General features: G+C 58.9%; 25 protein-coding genes. 15 read left to right on the forward strand and 10 right to left on the reverse strand.

Annotation, left to right across the window (positions count from 1 at the left end; all coding sequences use genetic code 11):
* Positions 1–113 precede the first annotated feature (113 nt).
* Positions 114–1,547 carry a PLP-dependent aminotransferase family protein gene (locus RGU44_RS18980; protein ID WP_322176992.1) on the forward strand — a complete coding sequence of 478 codons (1,434 nt, stop codon included), beginning with the start codon at positions 114–116 and terminating at the stop codon, positions 1,545–1,547.
* A 38-nt stretch (positions 1,548–1,585) separates the two neighbouring features.
* Here RGU44_RS18980 and RGU44_RS18985 read toward each other — a convergent pair whose 3' ends face one another.
* Both RGU44_RS18985 and RGU44_RS18990 read right to left on the reverse strand, forming a co-directional pair.
* Positions 1,586–2,731: an MFS transporter gene (locus RGU44_RS18985; RefSeq protein WP_219063045.1), complete on the reverse strand. Its 1,146-nt coding sequence runs from the start codon at positions 2,729–2,731 to the stop codon at positions 1,586–1,588.
* A 174-nt stretch (positions 2,732–2,905) separates the two neighbouring features.
* A complete protein-coding gene (locus RGU44_RS18990; RefSeq protein ID WP_322218559.1) occupies positions 2,906–4,399 on the reverse strand; it encodes an aldehyde dehydrogenase in 1,494 nt (497 codons plus the stop codon).
* A 169-nt stretch (positions 4,400–4,568) separates the two neighbouring features.
* Here RGU44_RS18990 and RGU44_RS18995 point away from each other — a divergent pair, with 169 nt between their 5' ends.
* Complete coding sequence (locus tag RGU44_RS18995; protein WP_322218562.1) at positions 4,569–4,931, forward strand: cupin domain-containing protein; 363 nt, start codon at positions 4,569–4,571, stop codon at positions 4,929–4,931.
* 80 nt (positions 4,932–5,011) lie between these two features.
* Here RGU44_RS18995 and rpmG read toward each other — a convergent pair whose 3' ends face one another.
* Both rpmG and rpmB read right to left on the reverse strand, forming a co-directional pair.
* Positions 5,012–5,167 (reverse strand): 50S ribosomal protein L33, encoded by a 156-nt coding sequence (rpmG, locus tag RGU44_RS19000; RefSeq protein ID WP_219063048.1) that lies wholly within the window; start codon positions 5,165–5,167, stop codon positions 5,012–5,014.
* A gap of 11 nt (positions 5,168–5,178) precedes the next feature.
* Positions 5,179–5,415 carry a 50S ribosomal protein L28 gene (gene rpmB / locus RGU44_RS19005; RefSeq protein WP_219063049.1) on the reverse strand — a complete coding sequence of 79 codons (237 nt, stop codon included), beginning with the start codon at positions 5,413–5,415 and terminating at the stop codon, positions 5,179–5,181.
* 364 nt (positions 5,416–5,779) lie between these two features.
* Here rpmB and RGU44_RS19010 point away from each other — a divergent pair, with 364 nt between their 5' ends.
* A complete protein-coding gene (locus RGU44_RS19010) occupies positions 5,780–7,378 on the forward strand; it encodes an ABC transporter substrate-binding protein (RefSeq protein WP_322218565.1) in 1,599 nt (532 codons plus the stop codon).
* A gap of 79 nt (positions 7,379–7,457) precedes the next feature.
* Here the strand turns inward: RGU44_RS19010 and radC are convergent, their stop codons facing one another.
* Positions 7,458–8,132, reverse strand: a complete 675-nt coding sequence (gene radC / locus RGU44_RS19015; RefSeq protein WP_322176996.1) for a RadC family protein — start codon at positions 8,130–8,132, stop codon at positions 7,458–7,460.
* Between the two features lie 132 nt (positions 8,133–8,264).
* Between radC and coaBC the strand changes: the two genes are divergently transcribed.
* The 4 genes from coaBC to argB all read left to right on the forward strand — a co-directional run bounded on the left by coaBC (position 8,265) and on the right by argB (position 13,577).
* Positions 8,265–9,473 carry a bifunctional phosphopantothenoylcysteine decarboxylase/phosphopantothenate--cysteine ligase CoaBC gene (gene coaBC, locus RGU44_RS19020; RefSeq protein ID WP_322176997.1) on the forward strand — a complete coding sequence of 403 codons (1,209 nt, stop codon included), beginning with the start codon at positions 8,265–8,267 and terminating at the stop codon, positions 9,471–9,473.
* A gap of 6 nt (positions 9,474–9,479) precedes the next feature.
* Positions 9,480–9,935, forward strand: coding sequence for a dUTP diphosphatase (dut, locus tag RGU44_RS19025; protein WP_322176998.1), 456 nt, complete (start codon positions 9,480–9,482; stop codon positions 9,933–9,935).
* 1,309 nt (positions 9,936–11,244) lie between these two features.
* Complete coding sequence (gene algC, locus RGU44_RS19030; protein ID WP_322182942.1) at positions 11,245–12,642, forward strand: phosphomannomutase/phosphoglucomutase; 1,398 nt, start codon at positions 11,245–11,247, stop codon at positions 12,640–12,642.
* 29 nt (positions 12,643–12,671) lie between these two features.
* On the forward strand, positions 12,672–13,577 hold the full coding sequence (argB, locus tag RGU44_RS19035) for an acetylglutamate kinase (RefSeq protein WP_219063054.1): 906 nt from the start codon (positions 12,672–12,674) through the stop codon (positions 13,575–13,577).
* A gap of 75 nt (positions 13,578–13,652) precedes the next feature.
* On the opposite strand, the gene RGU44_RS19040 is transcribed toward argB, so the two are convergent.
* Both RGU44_RS19040 and pyrE read right to left on the reverse strand, forming a co-directional pair.
* Entirely contained in the window at positions 13,653–14,243 is a 591-nt protein-coding gene (locus RGU44_RS19040) for a DUF4124 domain-containing protein (RefSeq protein WP_322176999.1), read from the reverse strand.
* Between the two features lie 13 nt (positions 14,244–14,256).
* Positions 14,257–14,898 (reverse strand): orotate phosphoribosyltransferase, encoded by a 642-nt coding sequence (pyrE, locus tag RGU44_RS19045; RefSeq protein ID WP_322177000.1) that lies wholly within the window; start codon positions 14,896–14,898, stop codon positions 14,257–14,259.
* Positions 14,899–14,980: 82 nt separating this feature from the next.
* Here pyrE and RGU44_RS19050 point away from each other — a divergent pair, with 82 nt between their 5' ends.
* Positions 14,981–15,760 carry an exodeoxyribonuclease III gene (locus RGU44_RS19050; RefSeq protein ID WP_322177001.1) on the forward strand — a complete coding sequence of 260 codons (780 nt, stop codon included), beginning with the start codon at positions 14,981–14,983 and terminating at the stop codon, positions 15,758–15,760.
* 62 nt (positions 15,761–15,822) lie between these two features.
* On the opposite strand, the gene RGU44_RS19055 is transcribed toward RGU44_RS19050, so the two are convergent.
* Positions 15,823–16,191 (reverse strand): DUF4870 domain-containing protein, encoded by a 369-nt coding sequence (locus RGU44_RS19055; RefSeq protein WP_322177002.1) that lies wholly within the window; start codon positions 16,189–16,191, stop codon positions 15,823–15,825.
* 48 nt (positions 16,192–16,239) lie between these two features.
* Complete coding sequence (gene rph, locus RGU44_RS19060) at positions 16,240–16,962, reverse strand: ribonuclease PH (RefSeq protein WP_322177003.1); 723 nt, start codon at positions 16,960–16,962, stop codon at positions 16,240–16,242.
* A gap of 289 nt (positions 16,963–17,251) precedes the next feature.
* Between rph and RGU44_RS19065 the strand changes: the two genes are divergently transcribed.
* From RGU44_RS19065 to RGU44_RS19090, 6 genes are all read left to right on the forward strand, one after another.
* Positions 17,252–18,115: a YicC/YloC family endoribonuclease gene (locus tag RGU44_RS19065; RefSeq protein WP_322177004.1), complete on the forward strand. Its 864-nt coding sequence runs from the start codon at positions 17,252–17,254 to the stop codon at positions 18,113–18,115.
* Positions 18,116–18,127: 12 nt separating this feature from the next.
* On the forward strand, positions 18,128–18,748 hold the full coding sequence (gmk, locus tag RGU44_RS19070) for a guanylate kinase (protein WP_322177005.1): 621 nt from the start codon (positions 18,128–18,130) through the stop codon (positions 18,746–18,748).
* 155 nt (positions 18,749–18,903) lie between these two features.
* Positions 18,904–19,167: a DNA-directed RNA polymerase subunit omega gene (gene rpoZ, locus RGU44_RS19075; protein ID WP_322177006.1), complete on the forward strand. Its 264-nt coding sequence runs from the start codon at positions 18,904–18,906 to the stop codon at positions 19,165–19,167.
* Between the two features lie 60 nt (positions 19,168–19,227).
* Complete coding sequence (gene spoT, locus RGU44_RS19080) at positions 19,228–21,336, forward strand: bifunctional GTP diphosphokinase/guanosine-3',5'-bis pyrophosphate 3'-pyrophosphohydrolase (RefSeq protein WP_219063063.1); 2,109 nt, start codon at positions 19,228–19,230, stop codon at positions 21,334–21,336.
* 25 nt (positions 21,337–21,361) lie between these two features.
* Entirely contained in the window at positions 21,362–21,742 is a 381-nt protein-coding gene (locus RGU44_RS19085; protein WP_003229509.1) for a RidA family protein, read from the forward strand.
* A gap of 56 nt (positions 21,743–21,798) precedes the next feature.
* On the forward strand, positions 21,799–22,536 hold the full coding sequence (locus RGU44_RS19090; protein ID WP_322177007.1) for a hypothetical protein: 738 nt from the start codon (positions 21,799–21,801) through the stop codon (positions 22,534–22,536).
* Positions 22,537–22,626: 90 nt separating this feature from the next.
* Here RGU44_RS19090 and RGU44_RS19095 read toward each other — a convergent pair whose 3' ends face one another.
* Positions 22,627–23,484 (reverse strand): SDR family oxidoreductase, encoded by an 858-nt coding sequence (locus RGU44_RS19095; protein WP_322218568.1) that lies wholly within the window; start codon positions 23,482–23,484, stop codon positions 22,627–22,629.
* Between the two features lie 227 nt (positions 23,485–23,711).
* On the opposite strand from RGU44_RS19095, the gene exbB reads away from it, so the two are divergent.
* Positions 23,712–24,668, forward strand: a complete 957-nt coding sequence (gene exbB / locus RGU44_RS19100) for a tonB-system energizer ExbB (protein WP_322177009.1) — start codon at positions 23,712–23,714, stop codon at positions 24,666–24,668.
* Position 24,669: the final 1 nt, after the last annotated feature.

The following is a 24,669-nucleotide window of genomic DNA, read 5'->3' on the forward strand; positions in this document are numbered from 1 at the left end:
GATTCAAAAAAACCTTATTACTTCCATACAGACAACCCCATCGCGAGGCTGAATCCTGTATTTTGACGGAATCTGTACTGGTCAACTGAATCGATCGCCATCGAGAGTACGCCATGACGCTCTACGTCAATCTTGCCGCCCTGCTCGGCACTCGCATTGAAAACGGTTTTTATCGCCCTGGAGACCGGCTGCCCTCGGTCCGCGCACTGAGCCTGGAGCACGGCGTCAGCCTGAGTACCGTGCAACAGGCGTATCGCTTGCTGGAAGACAACGGGCTGGCATCGCCGAAACCTAAATCAGGTTATTTCGTCCCGTCCGGACGTACGATCCCCGCCCTGCCGGTGGTGGGACGACCGGCGCAACGGCCCGTCGAAATTTCCCAATGGGAACAAGTCCTCGAGCTGATCCGCAGTGTGCCCAATGCCAATGTGATCCAGCTCGGGCGCGGCATGCCAGACGTCAGCAGCCCGACCCTGAAACCCCTGCTGCGCGCGCTGGCCAAGATCAGTCGGCGCCAGGACATGCCAGGGCTGTATTACGACAACATCTACGGCACCCAAAGCCTGCGCGATCAGGTCGCGCGCCTGCTGCTGGATTCTGGGTGTCAGCTCTCGGCCAACGATCTGGTGATCACCACCGGCTGCCATGAAGCGTTGTCCACCAGCATCCGCGCCGTTTGCGAGCCGGGCGACATCGTGGCGGTGGACTCGCCAAGCTTTCACGGCGCCATGCAGACCCTCAAGGGCCTGGGCATGAAGGCCCTGGAAATCCCCACCGACCCCATTACCGGCATCAGCCTCGATGCGCTGGAACTGGCGCTGGAACAGTGGCCGATCAAAGCCATTCAACTGACCCCCAACTGCAACAACCCGCTGGGCTACATCATGCCCGAGGCGCGCAAGCGGGCCCTGCTGAGCCTCGCTCAACGCTTTGATGTGGCGATCATCGAAGACGATGTGTATGGCGATCTGGCCTACAACTATCCCCGACCGCGAACGATCAAATCCTTCGACGAAGACGGTCGCGTCCTCCTGTGCAGCTCGTTCTCGAAAACCCTGGCGCCAGGACTGCGCATTGGTTGGGTCGCGCCGGGGCGCTATCTGGAGCGGGTGCTGCACATGAAATACATCAGCACCGGCTCGACCGCCACTCAACCGCAACTGGCGATTGCCGAATTTCTAGAATCTGGGCACTACGAACCGCATTTGCGGCGGATGCGCGGGCAGTATCAGCGCGGTCGCGACCAGATGACCGATTGGGTTATGCGCTACTTTCCGGCAGGCACCCGTGTCAGTCGGCCCCAAGGCGGTTTTATGCTGTGGGTTGAGCTGGTTGAGGATTTCGACACCTTGCGCCTGAATCGCGCGTTGCTCGACCAAGGCGTACAGATCGCCGTGGGCAGCATTTTCTCGGCGTCCGGCAAGTACCGCAATTGCCTGCGGATGAACTACGCCGCCAAACCGACGGCGCAGATCGAGGACGCCGTGCGCAAAGTAGGCTCGACCATCACCCGCCTGCTGGCCGAGACGGAACCGGCCACCCACTGACGTTTGCCCCGCCATGCGGGGCTAGGGAAAAAAGGGCTCTAAGCCACGACCGGCTGCGCCCCGAACGCACCACGGCGCAGGGACAAAATCACCAGACCGAAGGAACCCGCGGCCATGAGCAATGGCAGGGCATGCCCACTGACCCATTGGCTGCCCGCGCCTGCCGCCAGTGGCCCGAGCAAGCAGCCGATCCCCCACAGCTGAGCGATGTGTGCGTTGGCACGAACCAGTGAATCATCGCGATAACGCTCGCCGATCAGAATCAACGACAAGGTGAACAACCCACCGGCGCTGGCACCGAACAACACCCACACTGGCCAGATCAGCACGGTATCAAGCAGCAGCGGAATCGCCAGACTCGACAGCATGAGTAACAGCGCACAGCCCGAAAACAGCGTGCGTCGAGAAACCCTGTCAGCCAGCGCACCAATCGGCAATTGCAGGAGCGCATCACCGACCACCACCGTGCTGACCATGAATAATGCGACTTCCGGGGTAAAGCCCTGGCGCAGGCAGTAGATCGGCAGCAAGGTCAGAATCATTGCCTCGAACGCCGCGAACAGTGCCACCGCCCAAGCAATCGCTGGCAGTCCTCGGCAAAAGCCAAACAGATCGCTGAAGGTCACGTTGCAGGCTTCAGCGCTGGGCGCGCCGGTACGCCCCAGCAGCAACAGCGGCGAACAGAGCAGCAGCACGACGCCAACCCAAAAACCGTAATCCGCTTCGGCGCCGATAATGCCCAGCAGCAGGGGGCCGGCCAGTTGGCTCAGGGCATAGCTGCTGCCATACAGCGCCACCAACCGGCCGCGCCAACGCTCGACCACCAGTTGATTGATCCAGCTTTCGCCAAGAATGAACACGATGGTCAGGATGACCCCGATCAACAGACGCAACCCTACCCAGACCCAATAGTTGGGCAACAAGGCCAGCAAACCGATGGACAACGCCCCGGCCCACAAGCACAGACGCATCAACAGTGGCGTCCCGAAGCGCGCGGCCAGGCGGCTGGCGAAACTCGCCCCGACCAGCACGCCAATCGCCGGCATCGCCGCCATCACTCCGATGGCAAAAGAACCGTAGCCCCAGCTTTCCAGGCGCAAGGACACCAACGGCATGCTCACGCCCAAGGCCAATCCGACACTCAAGACCGAGGCCAGAACAGCGAAATAAGTACCCCAACGCATTGCCCACGCTCCTGTGGATAACGTGTACCGACGATCAAAACAAAACAGCCGGGCTTCCTGATGTGGAGAGCCCGGCTGCTTTTCGGCTGTCTTGCACACCGCTTGCGCGAGTTTATTCGCGCCTACAGTGGATCAAAACCCTGAAGGAGCGAATTCATTCGCGACCTAGCCGGATTACAACTTGATCCAGGTCGCCTTCAGCTCGGTGTACTTGTCGAACGCATGCAGCGATTTATCGCGGCCGTTGCCCGACTGCTTGAACCCGCCAAACGGTGCGGTCATGTCGCCGCCATCGTACTGGTTGATCCACACGCTACCGGCACGCAGCGCCTTGGCCGTCAGATGAGCCTTGGACAGGTTAGCGGTCCACACAGCCGCCGCCAGGCCATAAGGCGTGTCGTTGGCGATCTGGATAGCTTCTTCCACGGTATCGAAGGCAATCACCGACAGCACTGGGCCGAAAATTTCTTCCTGAGCGATTTTCATCGCATTGCTGACGCCGTCAAAAATCGTCGGCTCAACATAAGTGCCGCCCGTTTCCTGCAGCGTGCGCTTGCCGCCTGCGACCAACGTGGCGCCATCGGCATGACCCGACTCGATGTAAGACAACACCGTGTTCAGCTGCTGGGTGTCGACCACCGCCCCCACATTGGTTTGCGGGTCCAGCGGATTACCTGGCTTCCAGGCCTTGAGTGCTTCGATCACCAGCGGCAGGAACGTGTCCTTGATCGACCGTTCGACCAGCAGACGCGAACCCGCAGTGCACACTTCGCCCTGGTTGAAGGCGATAGCGCCAGCAGCCGATTCGGCGGCGGCTTGCAGATCCGGTGCGTCGGCAAATACGATATTCGGGCTCTTGCCACCGGCTTCCAGCCAGATGCGCTTCATGTTCGACTCGCCGGAATAGATCAGCAATTGCTTGGCGGTTCTGGTCGAGCCGGTGAAGACCAGCGTATCGACATCCATGTGCAAGGCCAGCGCCCTGCCGACGGTATGACCATAGCCAGGCAGAACGTTGAGCACGCCCGCCGGGATACCGGCTTCAACCGCCAGTTGAGCGATGCGAATAGCGGTCAACGGAGATTTTTCCGACGGTTTGAGGATGACCGAGTTGCCAGTGGACAGCGCTGGACCGAGTTTCCAGCAGGCCATCATCAGCGGGAAGTTCCACGGCACGATGGCCGCCACAACACCGATGGGTTCGCGCGTCACCAGACCCAGTTGGTCATGGGGCGTGGCGGCCACTTCGTCGTAAATTTTGTCGATCGCTTCACCGCTCCAGCTCAGCGCCTGGGCGGCTCCAGGGACATCAATGCTCAACGAGTCGCTGATCGGCTTGCCCATGTCGAGGGTTTCGAGCAGGGCCAATTCTTCAGCGTTCTGTTTCAACAGACCGGCAAAACGGATCATCGCCGCCTTGCGTTTGACAGGGGCCAGACGTGACCACACGCCAGAGTTGAACGTAGCGCGGGCACTGTCGACAGCACGCTGGGCATCGGCAGCCTCGCAACTGGCAACCTGTGCCAGGACGCGGCCATCGACAGGGCTGATGCATTCGAAGGTGGCGCCAGAAACCGCAGCGGTGTATTCACCGTTGATGTAAGCACGGCCTTCGATCTTCAGATCTTTGGCACGCTGTTCCCAGTCAGCACGAGTCAGGGTGGTCATACGAGTGTCCTCCTGTTGTTTTTTGAATACGGATGGCATCAGCCAAGGGCAAACCCCACCCTAAACCAAGTGACTGGGAAATTTCCAATATATTTGACACTTCAGGCCAAACGGCGTTTTGTTGTTCATTTTATTCAACATGAAACGCGTTAGCGGGGAGCGAATCACGATGAACATCGAAAATATTGTCGACTTCAGCCAGGCCAACACCACGCCAGAACGCTACGTGCCCGCGCCAGAAAAAATCCTCAAGGGCAACCCGGAGCAAACCGTCTACAACCATTACAACAGCCCCTGCGGCCAACTCAGCGCCGGCGTTTGGGAAGGTGCAATCGGTCAATGGACGGTGAATTACACCGAACATGAGTATTGCGAAATCGTGCAGGGCGTATCGGTGCTACGCGACGAGGATGGCAACGCCAAAACCCTGCGTGCCGGTGATCGCTTTGTGATTCCTGCGGGCTTCAATGGCACCTGGGAAGTGCTGGAAGCCTGTCGCAAGGTGTATGTGGTGTTCGAACAAAAGGCCTGAGCAACAGCTGCCTTCACTGAAATTCAGGCACAAAAAAACCCGCCTTCTCAGGCGGGTTTTTTTGTAAGAAGCGAAATCAATTACTTGATTTTGGCTTCTTTGTAGATCACGTGCTTACGAGCAACCGGATCGAATTTTTTAATTTCGATTTTGTCCGGAGTGGTGCGTTTGTTCTTATCGGTGGTGTAGAAATGGCCTGTGTTAGCGCTCGACACCAAACGGATCAATTCACGCATGACTATCTCCCTTAGACCTTAGCGCCATTGGCGCGAATTTCGAGAAGAATGACATCAATGCCACGCTTGTCGATGATACGCATGCCTTTGGCAGATACGCGCAGACGCACAAAACGATTCTCGGACTCGACCCAGAAGCGGTGATGCTGCAGGTTCGGCAGGAAACGACGACGGGTTTTGTTGTTTGCGTGGGAAATGTTATTCCCGGTTACCGGACCCTTACCGGTAACTTGACATACTCTCGACATGCCTCAGCCCTCTAAAACCACATGCCCAACCCGGCATGGGTTGGCCGCTTAATCTCTCAGTCATTTGGCGCCAGGCGCCGCGTTTCTTTAGGGGTCTTACCGGCCACACCTACAAACGAAGGAACCGGGCCCCTAGAAAAGAGCGCTGCTTTATACCAGAAACACCGAGGTGCAACAACAGCGCATGCACATTACCTTGTTTTGGCAGACCGTGTTTTGCCTTCAGGCTCAACCCGTGCGGGCGCGGCAAGAAATATACCGCTCGTCGCACCAGACGGATTGTCCTGCGCCGATGCATAGTCTAGGGTAAGTCTCTCACCAGACTGCGCCCGCAGATGGGGCCCTCTCTGACAGGAATATCGCCATGCGTTTTACGCGTTTCGCAGCCCTTTCGCTCCTGCTCACGCCCTTTTTCAGCACATTGCCGGCTCAGGCTGCGACCACCCTCAGCGTCTGCACCGAAGCCAGCCCCGAAGGGTTTGATGTCGTGCAGTACAACTCGCTGACGACGACCAACGCCTCCGCCGACGTGCTCATGAACCGTTTGGTGGAGTTCGATGCGCAGAGCGGCAAACTGCTGCCCAGTCTGGCGGAAAGCTGGAGTGTCTCGGCGGATGGCCTGACCTACGACTTCAAACTACGCGCCGGGGTGAAGTTTCACCACACCGATTACTTCAATCCGACCCGTGACCTGACCGCAGAAGACGTGCAATTCAGCTTCCAGCGCATGCTCGACCCGGCCAACCCGTGGCATAAGGTCGCCCAAAGCGGCTTTCCGCATGCACAATCGATGCAGTTACCCACACTGATCAAGAATATAGAAGCACCTGACGCTCTCACCGTCCGCTTTACCCTCAACCACCCGGATTCGACCTTCCTGGCAACGCTGAGCATGGGCTTTGCGTCGATCTATTCCGCCGAATACACCGCGCAGCTACTGAAGGCGGGCACCCCGGAAAAGCTCAACAGCCAACCCATCGGTACCGGCCCATTCGTCTTCAAGCGCTTCCAAAAGGACGCTGTGGTGCGTTATGTCGCCAACCCGGACTACTTCAGCGGCAAGCCTGCCGTTGACGCGCTGGTGTATGCGATCACGCCGGACGCCAACGTGCGACTGCAGAAAATCCGCCAGAACGAGTGCCAGATCGCCCTTTCACCCAAACCTCTGGATATTCAGGCTGCCAGCAAAGACCCACAGCTGAAAATCGAAAAAACCGCAGCGTTCATGACCGCTTTTGTCGCGATCAACAGCCAGCACCCGCCGCTGGACAAGCCTGAAGTTCGCCAGGCGATCAACCTCGCTTTCGATAAAAACAGCTACCTCAAAGCGGTATTCGAAAACACCGCTGAAAACGCGACCGGGGTTTATCCGCCCAACACCTGGAGCTACGCCAAAGACCTTCCCGGCTATCAGCATAATCAGGCCAAAGCCCGTGAGTTGCTGGCCAAAGCCGGTATCAAGGAGGGCTTCAAAACCACGATCTGGACTCGCCCATCCGGCAGTTTGCTCAACCCTAACCCAAGTCTCGGCGCGCAATTGTTGCAGGCAGACCTGGCTGCAGTCGGGATCAAAGCCGAGATCAAGATCATCGAGTGGGGCGAGTTGATTCGTCGCGCCAAGGCTGGCGAGCATGACCTGCTGTTCATGGGCTGGGCAGGCGATAACGGCGATCCGGATAACTTCCTGACACCGCAGTTCTCCTGCGCCGCCGTGACCTCAGGAACCAACTTCGCCCGTTATTGCGACCAGGGCCTGGACAAACTGATCAGCGCAGGCAAAGCCACCAGCGATCAAGCCGAGCGCAGCGCCTTGTACCTCAAGGCTCAGACGCAAATCCAGCAACAGGCCTTGTGGCTGCCGCTGGCACACCCCACCGCTGCCGCACTGACGCGCAAAGACGTACAGGGTTATCAGGTGAGTCCATTCGGTCGCCAGGACTTTTCCCACGTCACATTGAAGTAGATACAGAACGAAAATAGCGCGCTGTACACTTTTCGTACGACCAACAGGCCGCGCACCCACCGTGCGCGGCCTGTGCTTCTCACATCAAGCCGGCTTCCACCATCGACAACGGGTCGCCATCACCGATGATGAAGTGATCGAGCACCTTCACGTCGATCATGTCCAGAGCGTCCTTGAGCAGGTGGGTCAGCTTGCAGTCATCCTCGCTGGGGTCGGGCACGCCGGACGGATGGTTGTGGCACAGGATCAACGCCGCCGCATTGTGCGCCAGGGCGCGCTTGACCACTTGCCGGGGATGGACCTCGGCGCAGCTGATCGACCCTCGAAACAACGCCTCGAACGCCAACACCCGATGCTTGGTGTCCAGAAACAGGCAGGCGAAAACCTCGTGCGGCTCGTGCCTGAGCTGCGCCTTGAGGTAATCGCGCACCCCTTGCGGGTTCTCCAGGCTTGAATCGCGCTTCAAACGTTCGGCCATATGCCGACGAGACATCTCCATCACCGCCTGCAACTGCGCGAACTTTGCGGGGCCCAGCCCCAACTCCAGACAGAAGGTTTGCAGGTCAGCCTCCAGCAACGATCTGAGGCTGCCGAATTGCTTCAGCAAATGTCGCGCAAGGTCCACGGCGCTTTTTCCGGTAACACCCGTGCGCAAAAAAATCGCCAACAGTTCGGCATCGGAAAGGCTCGCCGCCCCCTGCTCAAGAAGCTTCTCCCGCGGACGCTCGGCCGCAGGCCAATCACGAATACTCATAGCACCTCCATGTGTGTGGGGACCGCTGTTCCCGTGCGGTCGCTGTGCTATCTTAGCCCATCTTTTTTGCGCGGCGATCTGGCCTGGGGAGGCGTCATCGCCGTCGCGTTCACTCGACTAAAAGGCACGCCTATGCAGCGGCTGTATCGAAAACGCATTGTTCTCGGCGTCGGCGGCGGCATCGCCGCCTACAAGAGCGCCGAGCTGGTCCGTCGGTTACGCGATCAGGGCGCAGAAGTGCGTGTTGTCATGACCCGCGGCGGCAGTGAGTTCATCACGCCTCTGACCATGCAAGCCTTGTCCGGTAATCCGGTGCACATGGATTTGCTCGACCCGGCAGCAGAAGCCGCCATGGGCCATATCGAGCTGGCCAAGTGGGCCGACCTGGTGCTGATCGCCCCGGCCACCGCCGACCTGATCGCGCGCCTGGCCCAAGGCATCGCCAATGACCTATTGACCACCGTCGTGCTGGCCACTGACGCCTCTGTAGCGATTGCGCCAGCCATGAACCAGGCGATGTGGCGCGATCCAGCGACGCAGGCCAACACCCACCTGCTCGAAGAGCGCGGCATGCGCATGTTCGGTCCTGCATCGGGCAGCCAGGCCTGCGGTGATGTCGGCTTTGGCCGCATGCTCGAAGCGGACGAACTGGTGCAACGTGCCGCCGATTGTTTCCGGCGCGAGTCGCTGACCGGCAGGCACGTCCTGATCACCGCCGGCCCGACCCAGGAAAACATCGACCCGGTACGCTACATCACCAACCACAGCTCGGGGAAAATGGGGTTTGCCTTGGCCGAAGCGGCGGTTGAAGCTGGCGCACGGGTGACCTTGATCACCGGCCCGGTCAATCTGCCAACCCCGGACCGCGTCACCCGGATCGACGTGGTCAGTGCGCGCGACATGCTCGCCGCCTGCGAAGCCGCGATCCCCTGCGATCTGTTTATCGCCTCCGCAGCGGTGGCCGATTACCGTCCCGAAGTGGTCGCACCGCACAAGCTCAAGAAAGACCCCAGCAACGGTGACGGCCTGCTGTTGCAGATGGTCCGCAACCCGGACATTCTTGCCACCATTGCTGGCCGCCCGGACCGTCCATTCAGTGTCGGCTTCGCTGCCGAAACCGAACATCTGCTCGACTATGCTGCACGCAAGCTCAAGGACAAGAACCTGGACCTGATCGTCGCCAACGATGTGGCTAACCCCAGCATCGGTTTCAATAGCGAAGAGAATGCGTGCAGCGTGATTGACCGGGCACTGCACGAAACTTTTTTTGCCCAGACCAGCAAAGGCAAAATTGCCCGCCAGCTGATCACTTTTATCGCCGACCGTCTGAACCAGGTTTAATCACGCATGCATGCTTTACAAGCCAAGATCCTCGACCCCCGCATTGGTAGCGACTTCCCTCTTCCGGCCTACGCCACCGAGGGCTCCGCCGGTCTCGACCTGCGCGCGATGCTGCAAGAAGACACGATCATCGAACCGGGCCAGACCCTGCTGATCCCCACAGGGCTGTCGATTTACATTGGCGATCCCGGCCTCGCCGCGTTGATTCTGCCGCGTTCGGGCCTTGGCCATAAACACGGCATCGTGTTGGGCAATCTGGTCGGTTTGATCGACTCCGATTACCAGGGCGAGTTGATGGTGTCCTGTTGGAATCGCGGCCAGACCGCCTTCAAAATCTCAATCGGCGAACGCCTTGCTCAACTGGTGCTGGTGCCGGTCGTACAAGCGCACTTCGAGTTGGTCGAAGAGTTCGACGAAAGCCAGCGTGGTGCTGGCGGTTTTGGTCACTCAGGCAGCCACTGAAACACCGTCTAAAATGGCCACTTGAACCCTGACCCGGCCGTTTGGGCCCTAACGGGCACCAAACGGCTCAGGAAAGACCCTTTGCGATTCAGGATGAATACCGGGGAGAGGTGATGTGAAAGGCTTTAAGCGCACCGCCACAGCAAGCAACCACTCGCAACCCCCCGACAGTCCGTCATCGGCTGCCCGTCAGCCCATTCTTTCGCCCGGCCTTGTTTCGGCTGTCGCAGGGCTACTCACGGCCAGCGTGTTGTTGTGGCTGGCGTTATTCAGCCAGCCGCACCAGCAAACCCGGCTCAGCCAGGCTTGGGGTTCTAGCCAGGCCAGCGCCTTGGGCCTGGCACTCAAACAACTGAACGCCGAGACGCAAACCGCCGCGCTCGACGGCGCACTTGCTCAAGCACTGCAAAGCAAAGACCCGACCTCGATCAGCCAGGCTGAAAATCAGCTGCGCTATCACGACAGCGTGGTGGGCGCACGGCTCAACCCTCTCGGCCGGACCGACGTGGATGCACAAGCTCCCGTGCCGGTGAATTTTTCCACCCTGGACATGCTCAACAAAGCCGCACTCGGCCAGACGCCCTCCCCCGAAGCGCGCAAAGTCGGCGAGCGCTGGCTGGTCTATAGCGTTGCGCCGCTGCGGGCGAGCCCGGGCGCACCGATCACCGGCACGCTGTTGCTGGCGTTCGACCTGCAACGGGTGCTGAGCGCGCTGCCGGTTTTGCTCACTGATATTGGTCAGGTCCAGGTAACCCAAGAGTTCGGCGCCAGTCCCGGGCAAGTTCTGCTGCAACGCGGTCAGCCTGCAGCAGGTTCGTCACAGGCGTTCGACACCGGCCAACCCAACTGGAAACTCGACTTCACGCCGGGCCCGGCGCTCGATTCATCAGTGCCCTGGCTGTTTCTGGCGCTGGCGGCGCTGGTTGCGCTGGCCGGTGTTGTGCTTGGGCTGTACCTCAACGACAGCGCCTTGCAGCGGCGCATTTCGGCAGACGCCCGACAGCTGGACCAACTGCTTCAAGAACTCTCAGGCGGAAAAGCCGTCAAAGCTTTCGGATTAAGCCTGCCAGCCCTGAATGGGTTGGCCCAGAGCCTGGCCAGATTTTCGGTGCGTAATGCGCCATCGACCACGGTCCAAGACAAGAACCGCTTCAATAACGACTTAGCGACAAGCAGTGCCCCAGCGTCGACTCAGCCCAATGCCCCGCGTACTGAGTGGGTCGATCCGCTGTTTCAAGATACCGACATTCTCGATATCGACTTCCTCGACGAAAACCAGGACTTCCTGAGATTGGAGCACCCCCCAGTTATGAGCAGTACAGCATTGGTGGCACCTAAATTTCCTGACACCATCTTCCGCGCCTACGATATTCGTGGCGTCGTCGGTGACACCCTCTTCGCAGAAACGGCTTACTGGATTGGTCGCGCCATCGGCTCCGAGAGTCTGGCCAAGAATGAACCTAACGTCTCCGTAGGCCGCGATGGCCGCCTGTCCGGCCCGGAACTGGTACAGCAACTGATTCAGGGCCTGCACGACAGCGGCTGCCACGTCAGCGATGTCGGCCTGGTACCGACCCCTGCGCTCTATTACGCCGCCAACGTGCTTGCCGGTAAAACCGGTGTGATGCTGACCGGCAGCCACAACCCGCGAGACTACAACGGCTTCAAGATCGTCATTGCTGGCGACACCCTGGCCAATGAACAGATCCAGGCTTTGCACACGCGCCTGAAAACCAACGATCTGACCACCGGCAAAGGCAGCATCGAGAAAGTCGACATTCTTGATCGCTACTTCAAGCAAATCACCGAAGACGTTGTCCTCGCCCGACGCATGAAGGTCGTGGTCGACTGTGGAAACGGCGCGGCGGGCGTCATCGCTCCGCAACTGCTTGAAGCCCTGAACTGCGAAATCATCCCGCTGTTCTGCGACGTCGACGGCAACTTCCCGAACCACCACCCTGATCCAGGCAAACCGGAAAACCTCGTTGACCTGATCGCCAAGGTCAAGGAAACCGGTGCCGACCTGGGCCTGGCCTTCGACGGTGACGGTGACCGCGTAGGCGTCGTCACCAACACCGGCAACATCGTGTTCCCGGATCGCTTGTTGATGCTGTTCGCCAAAGATGTAGTGTCACGCAATCCCGGTGCCGATATCATTTTCGACGTCAAATGCACCCGCCGCCTGACCCCGTTGATCCGCGAATACGGCGGTCGTCCGGTGATGTGGAAGACCGGTCACTCGCTGATCAAAAAGAAGATGCGCGAAAGCGGTGCGCTGCTGGCAGGCGAAATGAGCGGGCACATCTTCTTCAAGGAACGCTGGTTCGGTTTCGACGACGGCATCTACAGCGCGGCACGCCTGCTGGAAATCCTCAGCCAGGAGAAAGGCACCGCTGAAGAAGTCTTCGCGACCTTCCCGAATGATATTTCCACACCGGAAATCAATATCGATGTGACGGACGTGACCAAGTTCAGCATCATTGAAGCGCTGCAACGCGATGCCCAATGGGGCGACGCACAGTTGACCAGCATTGATGGTGTGCGAGTGGACTACCCCAAAGGCTGGGGTCTGGTGCGTGCATCCAACACCACGCCGGTCTTGGTATTACGCTTCGAGGCCGATACTGAAGCCGAATTGCAGCGCATCAAGGACGTGTTCCACGCCCAGCTCAAGAACGTTGCGCCCGACCTCAAATTACCGTTTTGAATGAACCCTTGTTTTCACTGGAGCCCTGAATGACCCTCGAACACGATGCCGCTGCTAATGTAGCCAAAGTTTTGTCCGAAGCGCTGCCTTACATTCGCCGATTTGTCGGCAAGACGCTGGTGATCAAATACGGCGGCAACGCTATGGAGAGCGAGGAGCTGAAAACCGGCTTTGCGCGCGATATCGTGCTGATGAAAGCCGTCGGTATCAACCCGGTAGTGGTTCACGGCGGGGGCCCGCAAATCGGCGACCTGCTCAAGCGCCTGTCCATCGAAAGCCACTTCATCGACGGCATGCGCGTCACTGACGCACAAACCATGGACGTGGTGGAAATGGTCCTGGGCGGCCAGGTCAACAAGGACATCGTCAACCTGATCAACCGCCACGGCGGCAGCGCCATTGGCTTGACCGGCAAAGACGCTGAACTGATTCGCGCGCGAAAGCTCACGGTCACCCGGCAGACGCCAGACATGACCAAGCCGGAAATCATTGATATCGGCCAGGTCGGTGAAGTGGTCGGGGTTAACACCGACCTGCTGAACATGCTGGTCAAAGGCGACTTTATTCCGGTGATCGCGCCCATCGGCGTTGGCCCTAACGGTGAGTCGTACAACATCAACGCCGACCTGGTTGCAGGCAAAGTCGCCGAGGCCCTCAAGGCCGAAAAACTGATTTTGCTGACCAACATCGCCGGCTTGATGAATAAACAAGGCGAAGTCCTGACCGGACTGACCACCGAACAAGTCGATGGCCTGATCGCCGACGGCACCATCTACGGCGGCATGCTGCCCAAGATCCGGTGCGCACTGGAAGCGGTTCAGGGCGGAGTCAACAGCTCGCACATCATCGACGGGCGCGTGCCCAATGCCGTGCTGCTGGAGATCTTCACCGACAGCGGCGTCGGCACCCAGATCACCAATCGCAAGCGGCATTGATTGATCGATACGTCACGCACAACTGAAAGGCCCCGTCCGGTTCACACCGGACGGGGCCTTTTTTTTCAGAGCCTATCAATGCTGTAACTGCTGAACCCGCACTCGATCAACCGCAAAATCGGCCTCAGCCTGTTTGCGCGAACCCTGATAACGCTCGACTTCAGCCTTGAGGCTTTGCTGGTCGTCACGCAGGCTGTTCATCTGATCGAGTAACGGCTGCGGTACGGCACGACCGGCACGTTCCTGGGCCGCAGCCTGCCCCTGAAGAGTGCTCTGCTGAGAGATCAAGCCTTGCAGATTGCCCTGTGCCACGGCAATCAAGGCATCCAGCTCGGCGAGCTTGCGGGTCTTGGCACTGTCGACATCGCTCACGCTGCTGTACAAATGCAGCAGTTGAGCATTGGCGTCGGCCTTGGCCTTGTCGGTCTGCTGACGCTGGATTTCCTCTGCCGTGGGGGCTGGCGGCACGACCTGTATCACTCGGCCTCGCTCATTGAGCACCTGGTAACCTTTGCCGACATACTCCGGCGGCACGCCTTGACGGTCGAGAACGATCCCACCCTTGTTGTCGACGTAGCGATAGAGCAACACAGGCGTTTTATCAGCAGCCTGTACAGCCATCACATTCAACGCCAATAGCAGCCCCGCGGTGTTCAGCTTGAGCATAAATGCAGCATCCTCAAATTCCGTACTGCGTCCGATAAGCCTCGACCGCAGGCAAATATTGCTTGAGTTGTGGGTCATCGGCCAAAAATTGCAGCACCTGATTCAAGGACACGATGCTGATCACCGGGATACCGAAGTCACGTTCGACCTCCTGAATCGCCGACAGCTCACCATTGCCGCGTTCCTGACGATTCAGCGCGATCAACACACCGGCCGCTGTCGCGCCCTGGTCCTTGATGATCTGCATGACCTCACGAATGGCCGTACCGGCAGTGATCACATCGTCGATGATCAACACGTTGCCTTGCAATGGCGCGCCGACCAGGCTTCCGCCTTCGCCGTGAGCCTTGGCTTCCTTGCGATTGAAGCACCATGGCAGATCCAGCTGATGATGTTCAGCCAAGGCCACGGCCGTCGTGGCCGCCAGGGGAATGCCCTTGTAGGCCGGGCCGAACAGAACATCGAAAGAAATGCCGCTCTCAACCACCGCCTGGGCGTAGAAACGACCGAGCTGAGCCAGGGCAGAACCGCTGTTGAACAGGCCGGCATTGAAGAAATATGGACTGGTCCGTCCAGACTTCAAAGTGAACTCACCGAAGCGCAAAACACCGCGATCGATGGCAAAACGAATGAAGTCGCGCTGATATGCCTGCATGAAAAAAGCCCCAAATACCACGGATTTAGCTAATTAGGTAGAGCTCGGGTATCATACACGCACGTGATTTTTGGGGCCATTTATGCGGATCATCAGTGTGAACGTAAATGGCATTCAGGCTGCAGTCGAGCGTGGTTTGCTCAGTTGGCTACAAGCCCAGAATGCTGACGTCATCTGCCTACAGGACACCCGCGCCTCTGCCTTTGAACTGGACGACCCAGCCTTCCAACTGGATGGCTACTTCCTTTATGCCTGCGATGCTGAAGTCCCTGCCCAAGGCGGTGTGGCGCTCTACTCGCGGTTGCAACCAAAGGCTGTTATCAGCGGACTTGGCTTCGAAACAGCCGACCGTTACGGGCGCTATCTGCAAGCGGATTTCGACAAGGTCAGTATTGCGACCTTGCTGCTTCCTTCGGGAATGAACGGCGACGAAGACTTGAACCAGAAGTTCAAGCTTATGGACGATTTCGCGCGCTACCTGGATAAGCAACGACGCAAGCGTCGTGAATACATCTATTGCGGCTCGCTGTATGTCGCGCAACAGAAGCTAGATATCAAAAACTGGCGTGACAGCCAGCAATCTCCAGGCTTTCTTGCGCCAGAACGCGCATGGATGGACGAGATTGTCGGCACCATGGGCTATGTCGACGCCCTGCGTGAAGTCAGCCGTGAAGGCGATCAGTACAGCTGGTGGCCGGATAACGAACAAGCCGAAATGCTCAACCTCGGTTGGCGCTTCGACTATCAACTGCTGACCCCGGGTCTGCGCCGCTTCGTACGCAGCGCTCGCCTGCCACGTCAGCCACGCTTCTCGCAGCACGCTCCATTGATTGTGGATTACGACTGGACGTTGACCATCTGACGTCCAGCCGCCCACAAAAAAGCCGACTTCGTGTCGGCTTTTTTGCGGCCGCTGGTTTTGCGTTACTTGATCAAGCGCCAGGTAAACGGATACCGATAGGCAATCCCGTCGTTGGCCTTGACCCCGCCGATAATGGTCAACACCAGCGCGCCGACGCCGACCAGTACCAACAGCGGGAAGCCGATAATCACGACCATCAACAGGAAGCAGATCATTGCGGCAATCGCCACGGTGATCTGAAAATTCAGAGCTTCCTTGCCTTGGGCATCAATGAAAGGATCGGTCTCTTTCTTGATCTGCCAGAGAATCAATGGCCCCAGCAGATTGCCGAAAGGGAAGATCAGGCCGAAAAACGCCGCAAAGTGACAGAGCATCGCCCATTGACGAACCTCGGCACTGGGGGTCGGTAGCGGAAGCTGGCTGTCACTCATGATGCTTATCCTTAGCAGGTGTGATGGCTGAATCTATACCCGTGCCGATCAGTCGGCCAGCGCAGCTCGCTGCAGTTCGAACAGCTCGGCCATGCCGATGTTCGCCAATGCCAGCATCGCGTTCAGCTCTTCTGGCTGGAACGGCGCGCCTTCAGCGGTGCCCTGGACTTCGATAAAGCCGCCAGCACTGGTCATCACCACGTTGAGATCGGTCTCGGCAGCGGAGTCTTCCAGGTAGTCGAGGTCAAGTACTGGCTCACCCTGATACATACCCACCGACACCGCAGCAATCATCTGCTTGAGTGGATCGCCACCTTTGAGGCCGCCGCGCTTCTTGATGACTTTCAAGGCATCGACCAACGCAACCATGGCACCGGTAATGGACGCGGTACGCGTACCGCCATCGGCCTGGATCACATCGCAATCGACATACAGCGTCACTTCGCCCAGCTTGGACATGTCCAACGCTGATCGCAGGGAACGACCGATCAAACGTTGAATCTCCAGGGTACGCCCGCCTTGCTTGCCACGGCTCGCTTCACGCTGGTTACGATCACCAGTGGCGCGCGGCAGCATGCCGTACTCAGCCGTCAACCAGCCTTGGCCCTGACCTTTAAGGAAGCGCGGCACGCCGCTCTCGACGCTGACCGTGCAAATCACTTTGGTGTCACCAAACTCGACCAGTACAGAACCCTCGGCGTGTTTGGTGTAGTTGCGGGTGATGCGGATCGAGCGGAGCTGATCGGCAGCGCGGCCACTTGGACGTTTCATTTGGGAATACCTGTACTGAGACGGAAAACTGCCGGGCATTATAGAGGTCACAACCCGAGCTGGGCACCTCTAATAAAGTTGCCGGGCCGATTCGGAGCTGCCAACAGCATTGCAGCCTGCACAAGAGCGACGCTCGGTAACGCCTTATGGCGTCGCCAGTTTGGGAGCATGCACCGCACTGCGCTACAATCCTGCGCCTTCGAAGCCTGTCGGCTATTTGTGACATTTATTCGGGCAGTCCTGCGCCCACGACAGTCTTCTCACCGACTGAACCCACGAGGTATTTCCCATGGTGCACAGCATGACGGCCTTCGCCCGAGTAGAACGGGCCGGCACCCAAGGCACGCTGAGCTGGGAACTGCGCTCGGTCAATCATCGTTATCTTGAGCCGCACCTGCGCCTGCCGGAGTCCTTTCGCGACCTGGAAGGCGCGGTCCGCGAAGCTCTGCGTCAGGGCTTGTCGCGCGGCAAGGTGGAATGCACGTTGCGCTTCACCGAAGAAACCGCTGGCAAACCGCTGCAGGTTGATCTCGAGCGCGCCGCACAATTGGTCGCCGCAGCAGAGACCGTAGCCAGCCTGATCAAGCAACCGGCCCCTCTGAATCCGCTGGAAGTACTTGCCTGGCCCGGCGTATTGGTGGCCGATGCCAGCGATCCGCAGGCGCTCAATAACGATGCACTGGCCCTGTTCAGCGAGGCGTTGAGCGAACTGAAAGCCGGTCGCGGCCGTGAAGGTGCCGACCTGGCCAAACTTCTAGACGAACGGCTAGTCTCGATAAACGAAGAAGTCGCAACCCTGCGTACGCTGGTGCCTCAGATGCTTGCGACCCAGCGCCAAAAGGTAATGGATCGCTTTGCCGACATGAAGGCCGAGCTTGATCCTCAGCGCCTGGAACAGGAAATGGTCCTGCTCGCACAGAAAAGTGACGTCGCCGAAGAACTGGACCGTCTCAGCACCCACGTTACCGAGGTGCGTCGCGTCCTCAAGACGGGCGGACAAGCAGGTCGGCGCCTGGACTTCCTGATGCAGGAACTCAACCGCGAAGCCAATACATTGGGCTCCAAAGCCTTCGACCCGCGCAGCACTCAAGCGGCGGTCAACCTCAAGGTGTTGATCGAGCAGATGCGTGAACAAGTGCAGAATATTGAGTAAGGCTACCCCAACATGACCCACAGTACCGGCACCCTTTATATCGTTTCTGCACCTTCTGGCGCGGGCAAAACCAGCTTGGTAAAGGCCCTGATCGACGCCCAGCCGCAGATCCGTGTCTCGGTCTCGCACACCACGCGCGCCATACGTCCGGGCGAAGTCGACGGGGTGAACTATCACTTTGTCGACCGCGCCGAGTTCGTGCGGATGATCGAGCACGGCGATTTTCTCGAACAGGCCGAAGTCTTCGGCAATATGTACGGCACCTCGCAGAGCCGCCTGCAGCAAACGCTTGATGAAGGCCATGACCTGATTCTGGAAATCGACTGGCAAGGGGCTGAACAAGTCCGCAAATTGCTGCCGGACGCACGCTCGATTTTCATCCTGCCACCGACCCAGCAAGCGTTGCGTCAACGCCTGACCAACCGCGGCCAGGACAGCGACGAGATCATCGAAGGACGCATGCGTGAAGCCGTCAGCGAGATGAGCCATTATGTGGAATACGATTTCATTGTGATCAACGATGACTTCGCCACCGCCCTGGAAGACCTTAAAGCGATCTTCCGCGCCAACCAGTTAAAGCAGAAACCACAACAGCAGCGTTTCAGCGATTTGCTTCGTCAACTGCTGGCTTGAAATACCGCTTTCGGGCATTTTAAACGTGCGTAAGCAACGTATTGGGGTGCCCCTGAAAAATCAGCGCTTCCCTAAACGCTGGTGTTTTTTTAAACTGTTCAGTCCGCTCGCCCATCCGGGCACCGCGCATACTGCATTTGCTACGAGGAATACCCATGGCCCGCGTGACCGTTGAAGACTGCCTAGACCACGTCGTTAATCGCTTTGAGCTGGTCATGCTCTCTACCAAGCGTGCCCGTCAATTGGCGACCGGCGGTAAAGAACCGAAACTGCCTTGGGAAAATGACAAGCCTACCGTTATGGCTCTGCGTGAAATCGCAGCGGGCCTGATGAATTACGCAGTCATTGCAGAAGCTGAAATCGTTGAAGATGAGCCGTTGTTCGGTAACTTCGAGGACGAGTCCAACGAGGCCGTCTAAGTCTATGCCTGGTCGACGTAGTACGGCACAGGGCAAAAGCCATCGGCAGGGGGTAACACCTTGCCGAGCATAGACGCCCTCGCCGATCGTCTGTCGGCCTACCTCGGTAAAGACCAGGTCAATCTGGTCCGCCGAGCGTATTTCTATGCCGAACAAGCCCACGATGGCCAACGCCGTCGTAGCGGTGAAGCCTACGTCACGCACCCTCTAGCGGTCGCGAATATCCTTGCCGACATGCACATGGACCATCAAAGCCTGATGGCGGCCATGCTGCATGACGTGATTGAAGACACCGGAATTGCCAAGGAAGCGCTCTGTGCGCAGTTCGGCGAAACCGTAGCCGAATTGGTCGATGGGGTCAGCAAGCTGACTCAGATGAACTTCGAGACCAAGGCCGAGGCGCAAGCTGAAAACTTCCAGAAAATGGCCATGGCCATGGCGCGCGATATCCGCGTGATCCTGGTCAAGCTGGCTGACCGGCTGCACAACATGCGCACGCTGGAAGTCCTGTCCGGAGAAAAGCGCCGGCGGATCGCCAAGGAAACCCTGGAAATCTATGCGCCCATCGCCAATCGCCTGGGCATGCACAGCATTCGCATTGAGTTCGAAGACCTCGGGTTCAAGGCCATGTACCCAATGCGCTCCTCACGTATTGGCCAAGCGGTCAAACGGGCACGGGGCAATCGCAAAGAGCTGGTCAACAAGATCGAGGAGTCCCTGAGCCATTGCCTGGCCGTGGACGGTATCGAAGGCGAAGTCAGCGGTCGGCAGAAACACCTGTACGGCATCTACAAGAAGATGCGCGGCAAACGCCGGGCCTTCAACGAAATCATGGACGTTTACGCGTTCCGCATCATCGTCGACAAAGTCGACACCTGCTACCGCGTGCTGGGTGCTGTGCATAATTTGTACAAACCGCTGCCCGGGCGCTTCAAGGATTACATAGCGATTCCCAAGGCCAACGGCTACCAGTCCCTGCATACGACGCTGTTCGGTATGCATGGCGTGCCTATCGAAATCCAGATCCGCACCCGTGAAATGGAAGAGATGGCGAACAACGGGATCGCGGCGCATTGGCTGTACAAATCCAATGGCGACGAGCAGCAACAAGGCACGCATGCCCGCGCTCGTCAGTGGGTCAAAGGCGTGCTGGAAATGCAGCAGCGTGCCGGCAACTCGCTGGAATTCATCGAAAGCGTGAAGATCGACCTGTTCCCGGACGAGGTCTACGTGTTCACGCCCAAAGGCCGGATCATGGAGCTGCCCAAAGGCTCCACGGCGGTCGATTTCGCTTACGCAGTCCACACCGATGTCGGCAACAGCTGCATAGCCTGTCGGATCAATCGTCGCCTGGCACCGCTCTCCGAGCCGCTGCAAAGTGGCTCGACGGTTGAAATCGTCAGCGCGCCAGGTGCGCGTCCGAACCCGGCGTGGCTGAATTTCGTGGTCACCGGTAAAGCTCGCACGCATATTCGCCACGCCCTCAAGCTGCAACGCCGCTCTGAATCCATCAGCCTGGGCGAACGCCTGCTGAACAAGGTGCTCAACGGCTTCAATAGCACCCTGGAGAAGATTCCCGCCGACCGCGTGCAAATGATCCTTACCGAGTACCGCGTGGAGGTTATCGAAGACCTGCTCGAAGACATTGGCCTGGGCAACCGCATGGCCTATGTCGTCGCCCGCCGCTTGCTGACCAGCGAAGCCGAGCAACTGCCAAGCTCCGAAGGTCCATTGGCGATTCGCGGCACCGAAGGGTTGGTCCTCAGCTACGCCAAGTGCTGCACGCCGATCCCGGGCGACCCGATTGTCGGCCATCTGTCCGCAGGCAAGGGCATGGTTGTGCACCTGGACAACTGCCGCAACATCAGTGAAATCCGCCACAACCCGGAAAAATGCATCCAGCTGTCCTGGGCCAAGGATGTGACAGGCGAATTCAACGTCGAACTGCGCGTCGAGCTGGAACATCAGCGCGGCCTTATCGCCCTGCTGGCCAGCAGCGTGAATGCCGCGGACGGCAATATCGAAAAAATCAGCATGGACGAGCGCGATGGTCGCATCAGCGTGGTCCAACTGGTAGTCAGCGTGCACGACCGCGTGCACCTGGCCCGCGTGATCAGAAAACTGCGCGCCCTGACAGGGGTCATTCGCATCACCCGCATGCGCGCGTAGCCAACCACTTCATCAGGAGTTCTTCATGACCAAGACCGTTATCACCAGCGACAAAGCACCTGCAGCCATCGGCACTTACTCTCAGGCGATCAAAGCTGGCAATACCGTCTACATGTCCGGGCAGATCCCGCTGGACCCGAAAACCATGGAACTGGTCGAAGGCTTCGAAGCCCAGACCGTTCAGGTGTTCGAGAACCTGAAAGCCGTGGCTGAAGCAGCCGGAGGTTCGTTCAAGGACATCGTCAAACTGAACATCTTCCTGACTGACCTGAGCCACTTCGCCAAGGTCAACGAGATCATGGGCAAATACTTCGACCAGCCTTACCCGGCCCGCGCCGCCATTGGTGTTGCTGCGCTGCCAAAAGGCTCGCAGGTCGAAATGGACGCCATCCTCGTTATTGAATAACCTCCCCCGACGGAGCGCTGGCCGTTCCGCCCACCCTGCAAAGGAAGGACTCCGCTATGCGCTTTGCGCTTGCCCTCTCGCTGCTCGCCACGCTATTGAGCGGCTGTGCCAGCCACGCCGACCGTAACCCTGACGGCATCTGGATCAACCAGACCGCTATCGATGCCGCCTCCAAAGGTGGAAATCTGCGCCAGGCGCTGCTTGCCAACGGGCCTAACCTGGAATGGCACGTCGACACAAAAGCCAGGCAGGCCGCCTTCTCTAATGGCTTCGAGCTGAGTGAAGGCAAAATCGTCAGTGCCGCCGATGGCAAATGGCACGTCGATTTCTACGGTAACTTCTTCGAAGACCTGAGCCTCAAAGGCGACGAACTGGTTCAAGGCGTCAGCGACTCGAGCCCGGAACAACGCTTCGTGCAGCCTGAAAATCCCGCGCCTGCCGACGCACCGCCGGGCAGCAGTTTCGAGAAAGCCTTGTATAGCGCCTATATGGGCGGTCAATGGAAAATTGTCGACGGCGAAGGCGCTGGCGGCGTCGTTCAGTTCCAGCCTGACGGCAGCATTATTGGCTTGCCGGGCAATGATCGTTACGCCCTATGCCTGGCCGGTGATTGCGCAGCCATGAGCGGCGAACACGACAGCCTCTGGCTGGAAAAAGCCCAAAAAGGCAATGCCTGGATCTTTGTCCGCAAAGACAAGCAGATGGAAATACTCCAGGCCGTCAATCAGGCCAAGGCCGACGAAATGCCGGACCTGCGTCCTGGTGCACGTCACTGGTTGCTCGAGCGGAACTGAAGCCGCACGGTCTGCCCTTCGCTCCCACACCCCCCGTGGGAGCGAATTTATTGGCGATACAGGCCTGTCGGCGATGCAGGGTTCAGACCCCTATTTCTGCCCTTCAAGCACCGCAGCGTAGCCCTCGCGATAACTTGCATAACGCGGCACCCAGCCCAAGGCCCGGGCCCGGGCATTGCTGCAGCGCTTGCTGCCGGCGCGGCGCACGCTGGCCTCAGCCGACCACTCGGTAACCCCCAGATACTCACGCAGCCACGCAACCACCTCAGCCAAGGGCGCGGGCGCATCATCGACACCGATATAGCACTCATCCAGCGCAACGCCACGGGCATCCGCCTGTAGCAGGTACGCCAATAGCCCTGCGGCATCGTCGACATGAATGCGATTGCCATATAACGGCGGCTCGGCCACGACGCGATAACCTTGACGAACTTGCGTCAGCAACCACTCGCGGCCCGGCCCATAGATGCCCGTCAGGCGCACCACGCTGGCGGGGATGCCGCTGTGCAATGCCAAGTGCTCGGCCTCAAGCATCAGGCGACTGGAATACCCCGTCGCCTGGGTAGCCGATGACTCATCGACCCACTCTCCCTGCTGTTGCCCATACACACTACTGCTGGACACGAACACCAGACGCCTGGGCTTCTGCCCGTCTTGCTTGAGCCAGCTCAATACATTGCGCAGGCCATCCACATACGCTGCCCGGTAACCGGCCTCGTCATGATCGGTCGCAGCAGCGCTGTAGACCAGGTAATCAATCGGCGAGGTTGGCCAGGCGCTTGGGCAGTCAGCATCGAACAGGTCACCTGCGATGCCTGTTACCCCGGCAGGCAAGCGCGCAACAGACCGGCGCAAACCAGACACGGTCCAGCCCTGAGCAAGCAGTTGGCTGGCGAGACGGCCTCCAACATCACCACAACCAGCAATCAAAACAGACGGGGCAGACATGTCGGAGCTCCACAATAAAAAACGTGCGACAACGGCGCGGTAAACAGCCGAAAATGACGTTTGAATTTAATCAGAAACCTACGGGTTATAGGGAAAGATACCGCACCACTTGTTGTTAACAAGAATTATTTGCAATAATCGGGACCCGTTTGCTCTGCCCTTCCGGTCATATGCCTAGCGCGAAGTGGCAGAACGAAGCCCCCTTTTTCCTCTCAGGTCAGGCCAGCATGACACGTATCCAATCCCTCGCTTCGCCCACCAAGCTTGCCAGCCTGCCGCGCGCATGGCGCGGTATTGCTGCGTTGATGCTCAGCCTGATGCTGGCTCCCAGCGCGTTTGCCAATGAACCGGTCGCTGCTGCTTCGCCCGCCGTCCAGGCTGTCGCTGCCGCACCCGCCAATGGCATTGTCGACCCTGCCGCCGCCCCGGTTGTAGAGCAACGTGAAGACGCAGCCGTTGTCGATGACAACAGCCTCGGTATGGCCAACGACCTGTCGCCTTGGGGCATGTACCAGCATGCCGACATCATCGTGAAAGTCGTCCTGATTGGTCTCGCCATCGCCTCGATCATCACCTGGACAATCTGGATCGCCAAAGGCGTTGAGTTGTTGGGCGCCAAGCGGCGCCTGCGCGGCGAAATCGTCAACCTGAAAAAGGCCCGTACCCTCAAGGAAGCCAGCGACAGCGCCAGTAAAGAAGGGACGCTGGGCCACCTGTTAGTGCATGACGCCCTCGAAGAAATGCGCCTGTCGGCCAACAGCCGCGAGCGCGAAGGCATCAAGGAGCGGGTCAGCTTCCGCCTGGAACGTCTGGTTGCAGCCTGTGGCCGCAACATGAGCAACGGCACCGGCGTGCTCGCGACCATCGGTTCCACCGCGCCCTTCGTTGGCCTCTTTGGCACCGTATGGGGCATCATGAACAGCTTCATCGGCATCGCCAAAACCCAGACCACCAACCTTGCCGTGGTGGCCCCCGGTATTGCCGAAGCCTTGCTGGCTACCGCGCTTGGGCTGGTTGCCGCGATTCCGGCCGTGGTGATCTACAACGTTTTCGCCCGCTCCATCGCGGGTTACAAAGCCCAGGTTTCCGATGCCTCGGCACACGTTCTGCTGCTGGTCAGTCGTGACCTCGATCACCTGCCGGCCGAGCGTAGCCAGCAGCCTCACGTGGTTAAAGTGGGGTAAA

The organism is Pseudomonas sp. 5C2, assembly GCF_034314155.1.
Taxonomy (GTDB): domain Bacteria; phylum Pseudomonadota; class Gammaproteobacteria; order Pseudomonadales; family Pseudomonadaceae; genus Aquipseudomonas.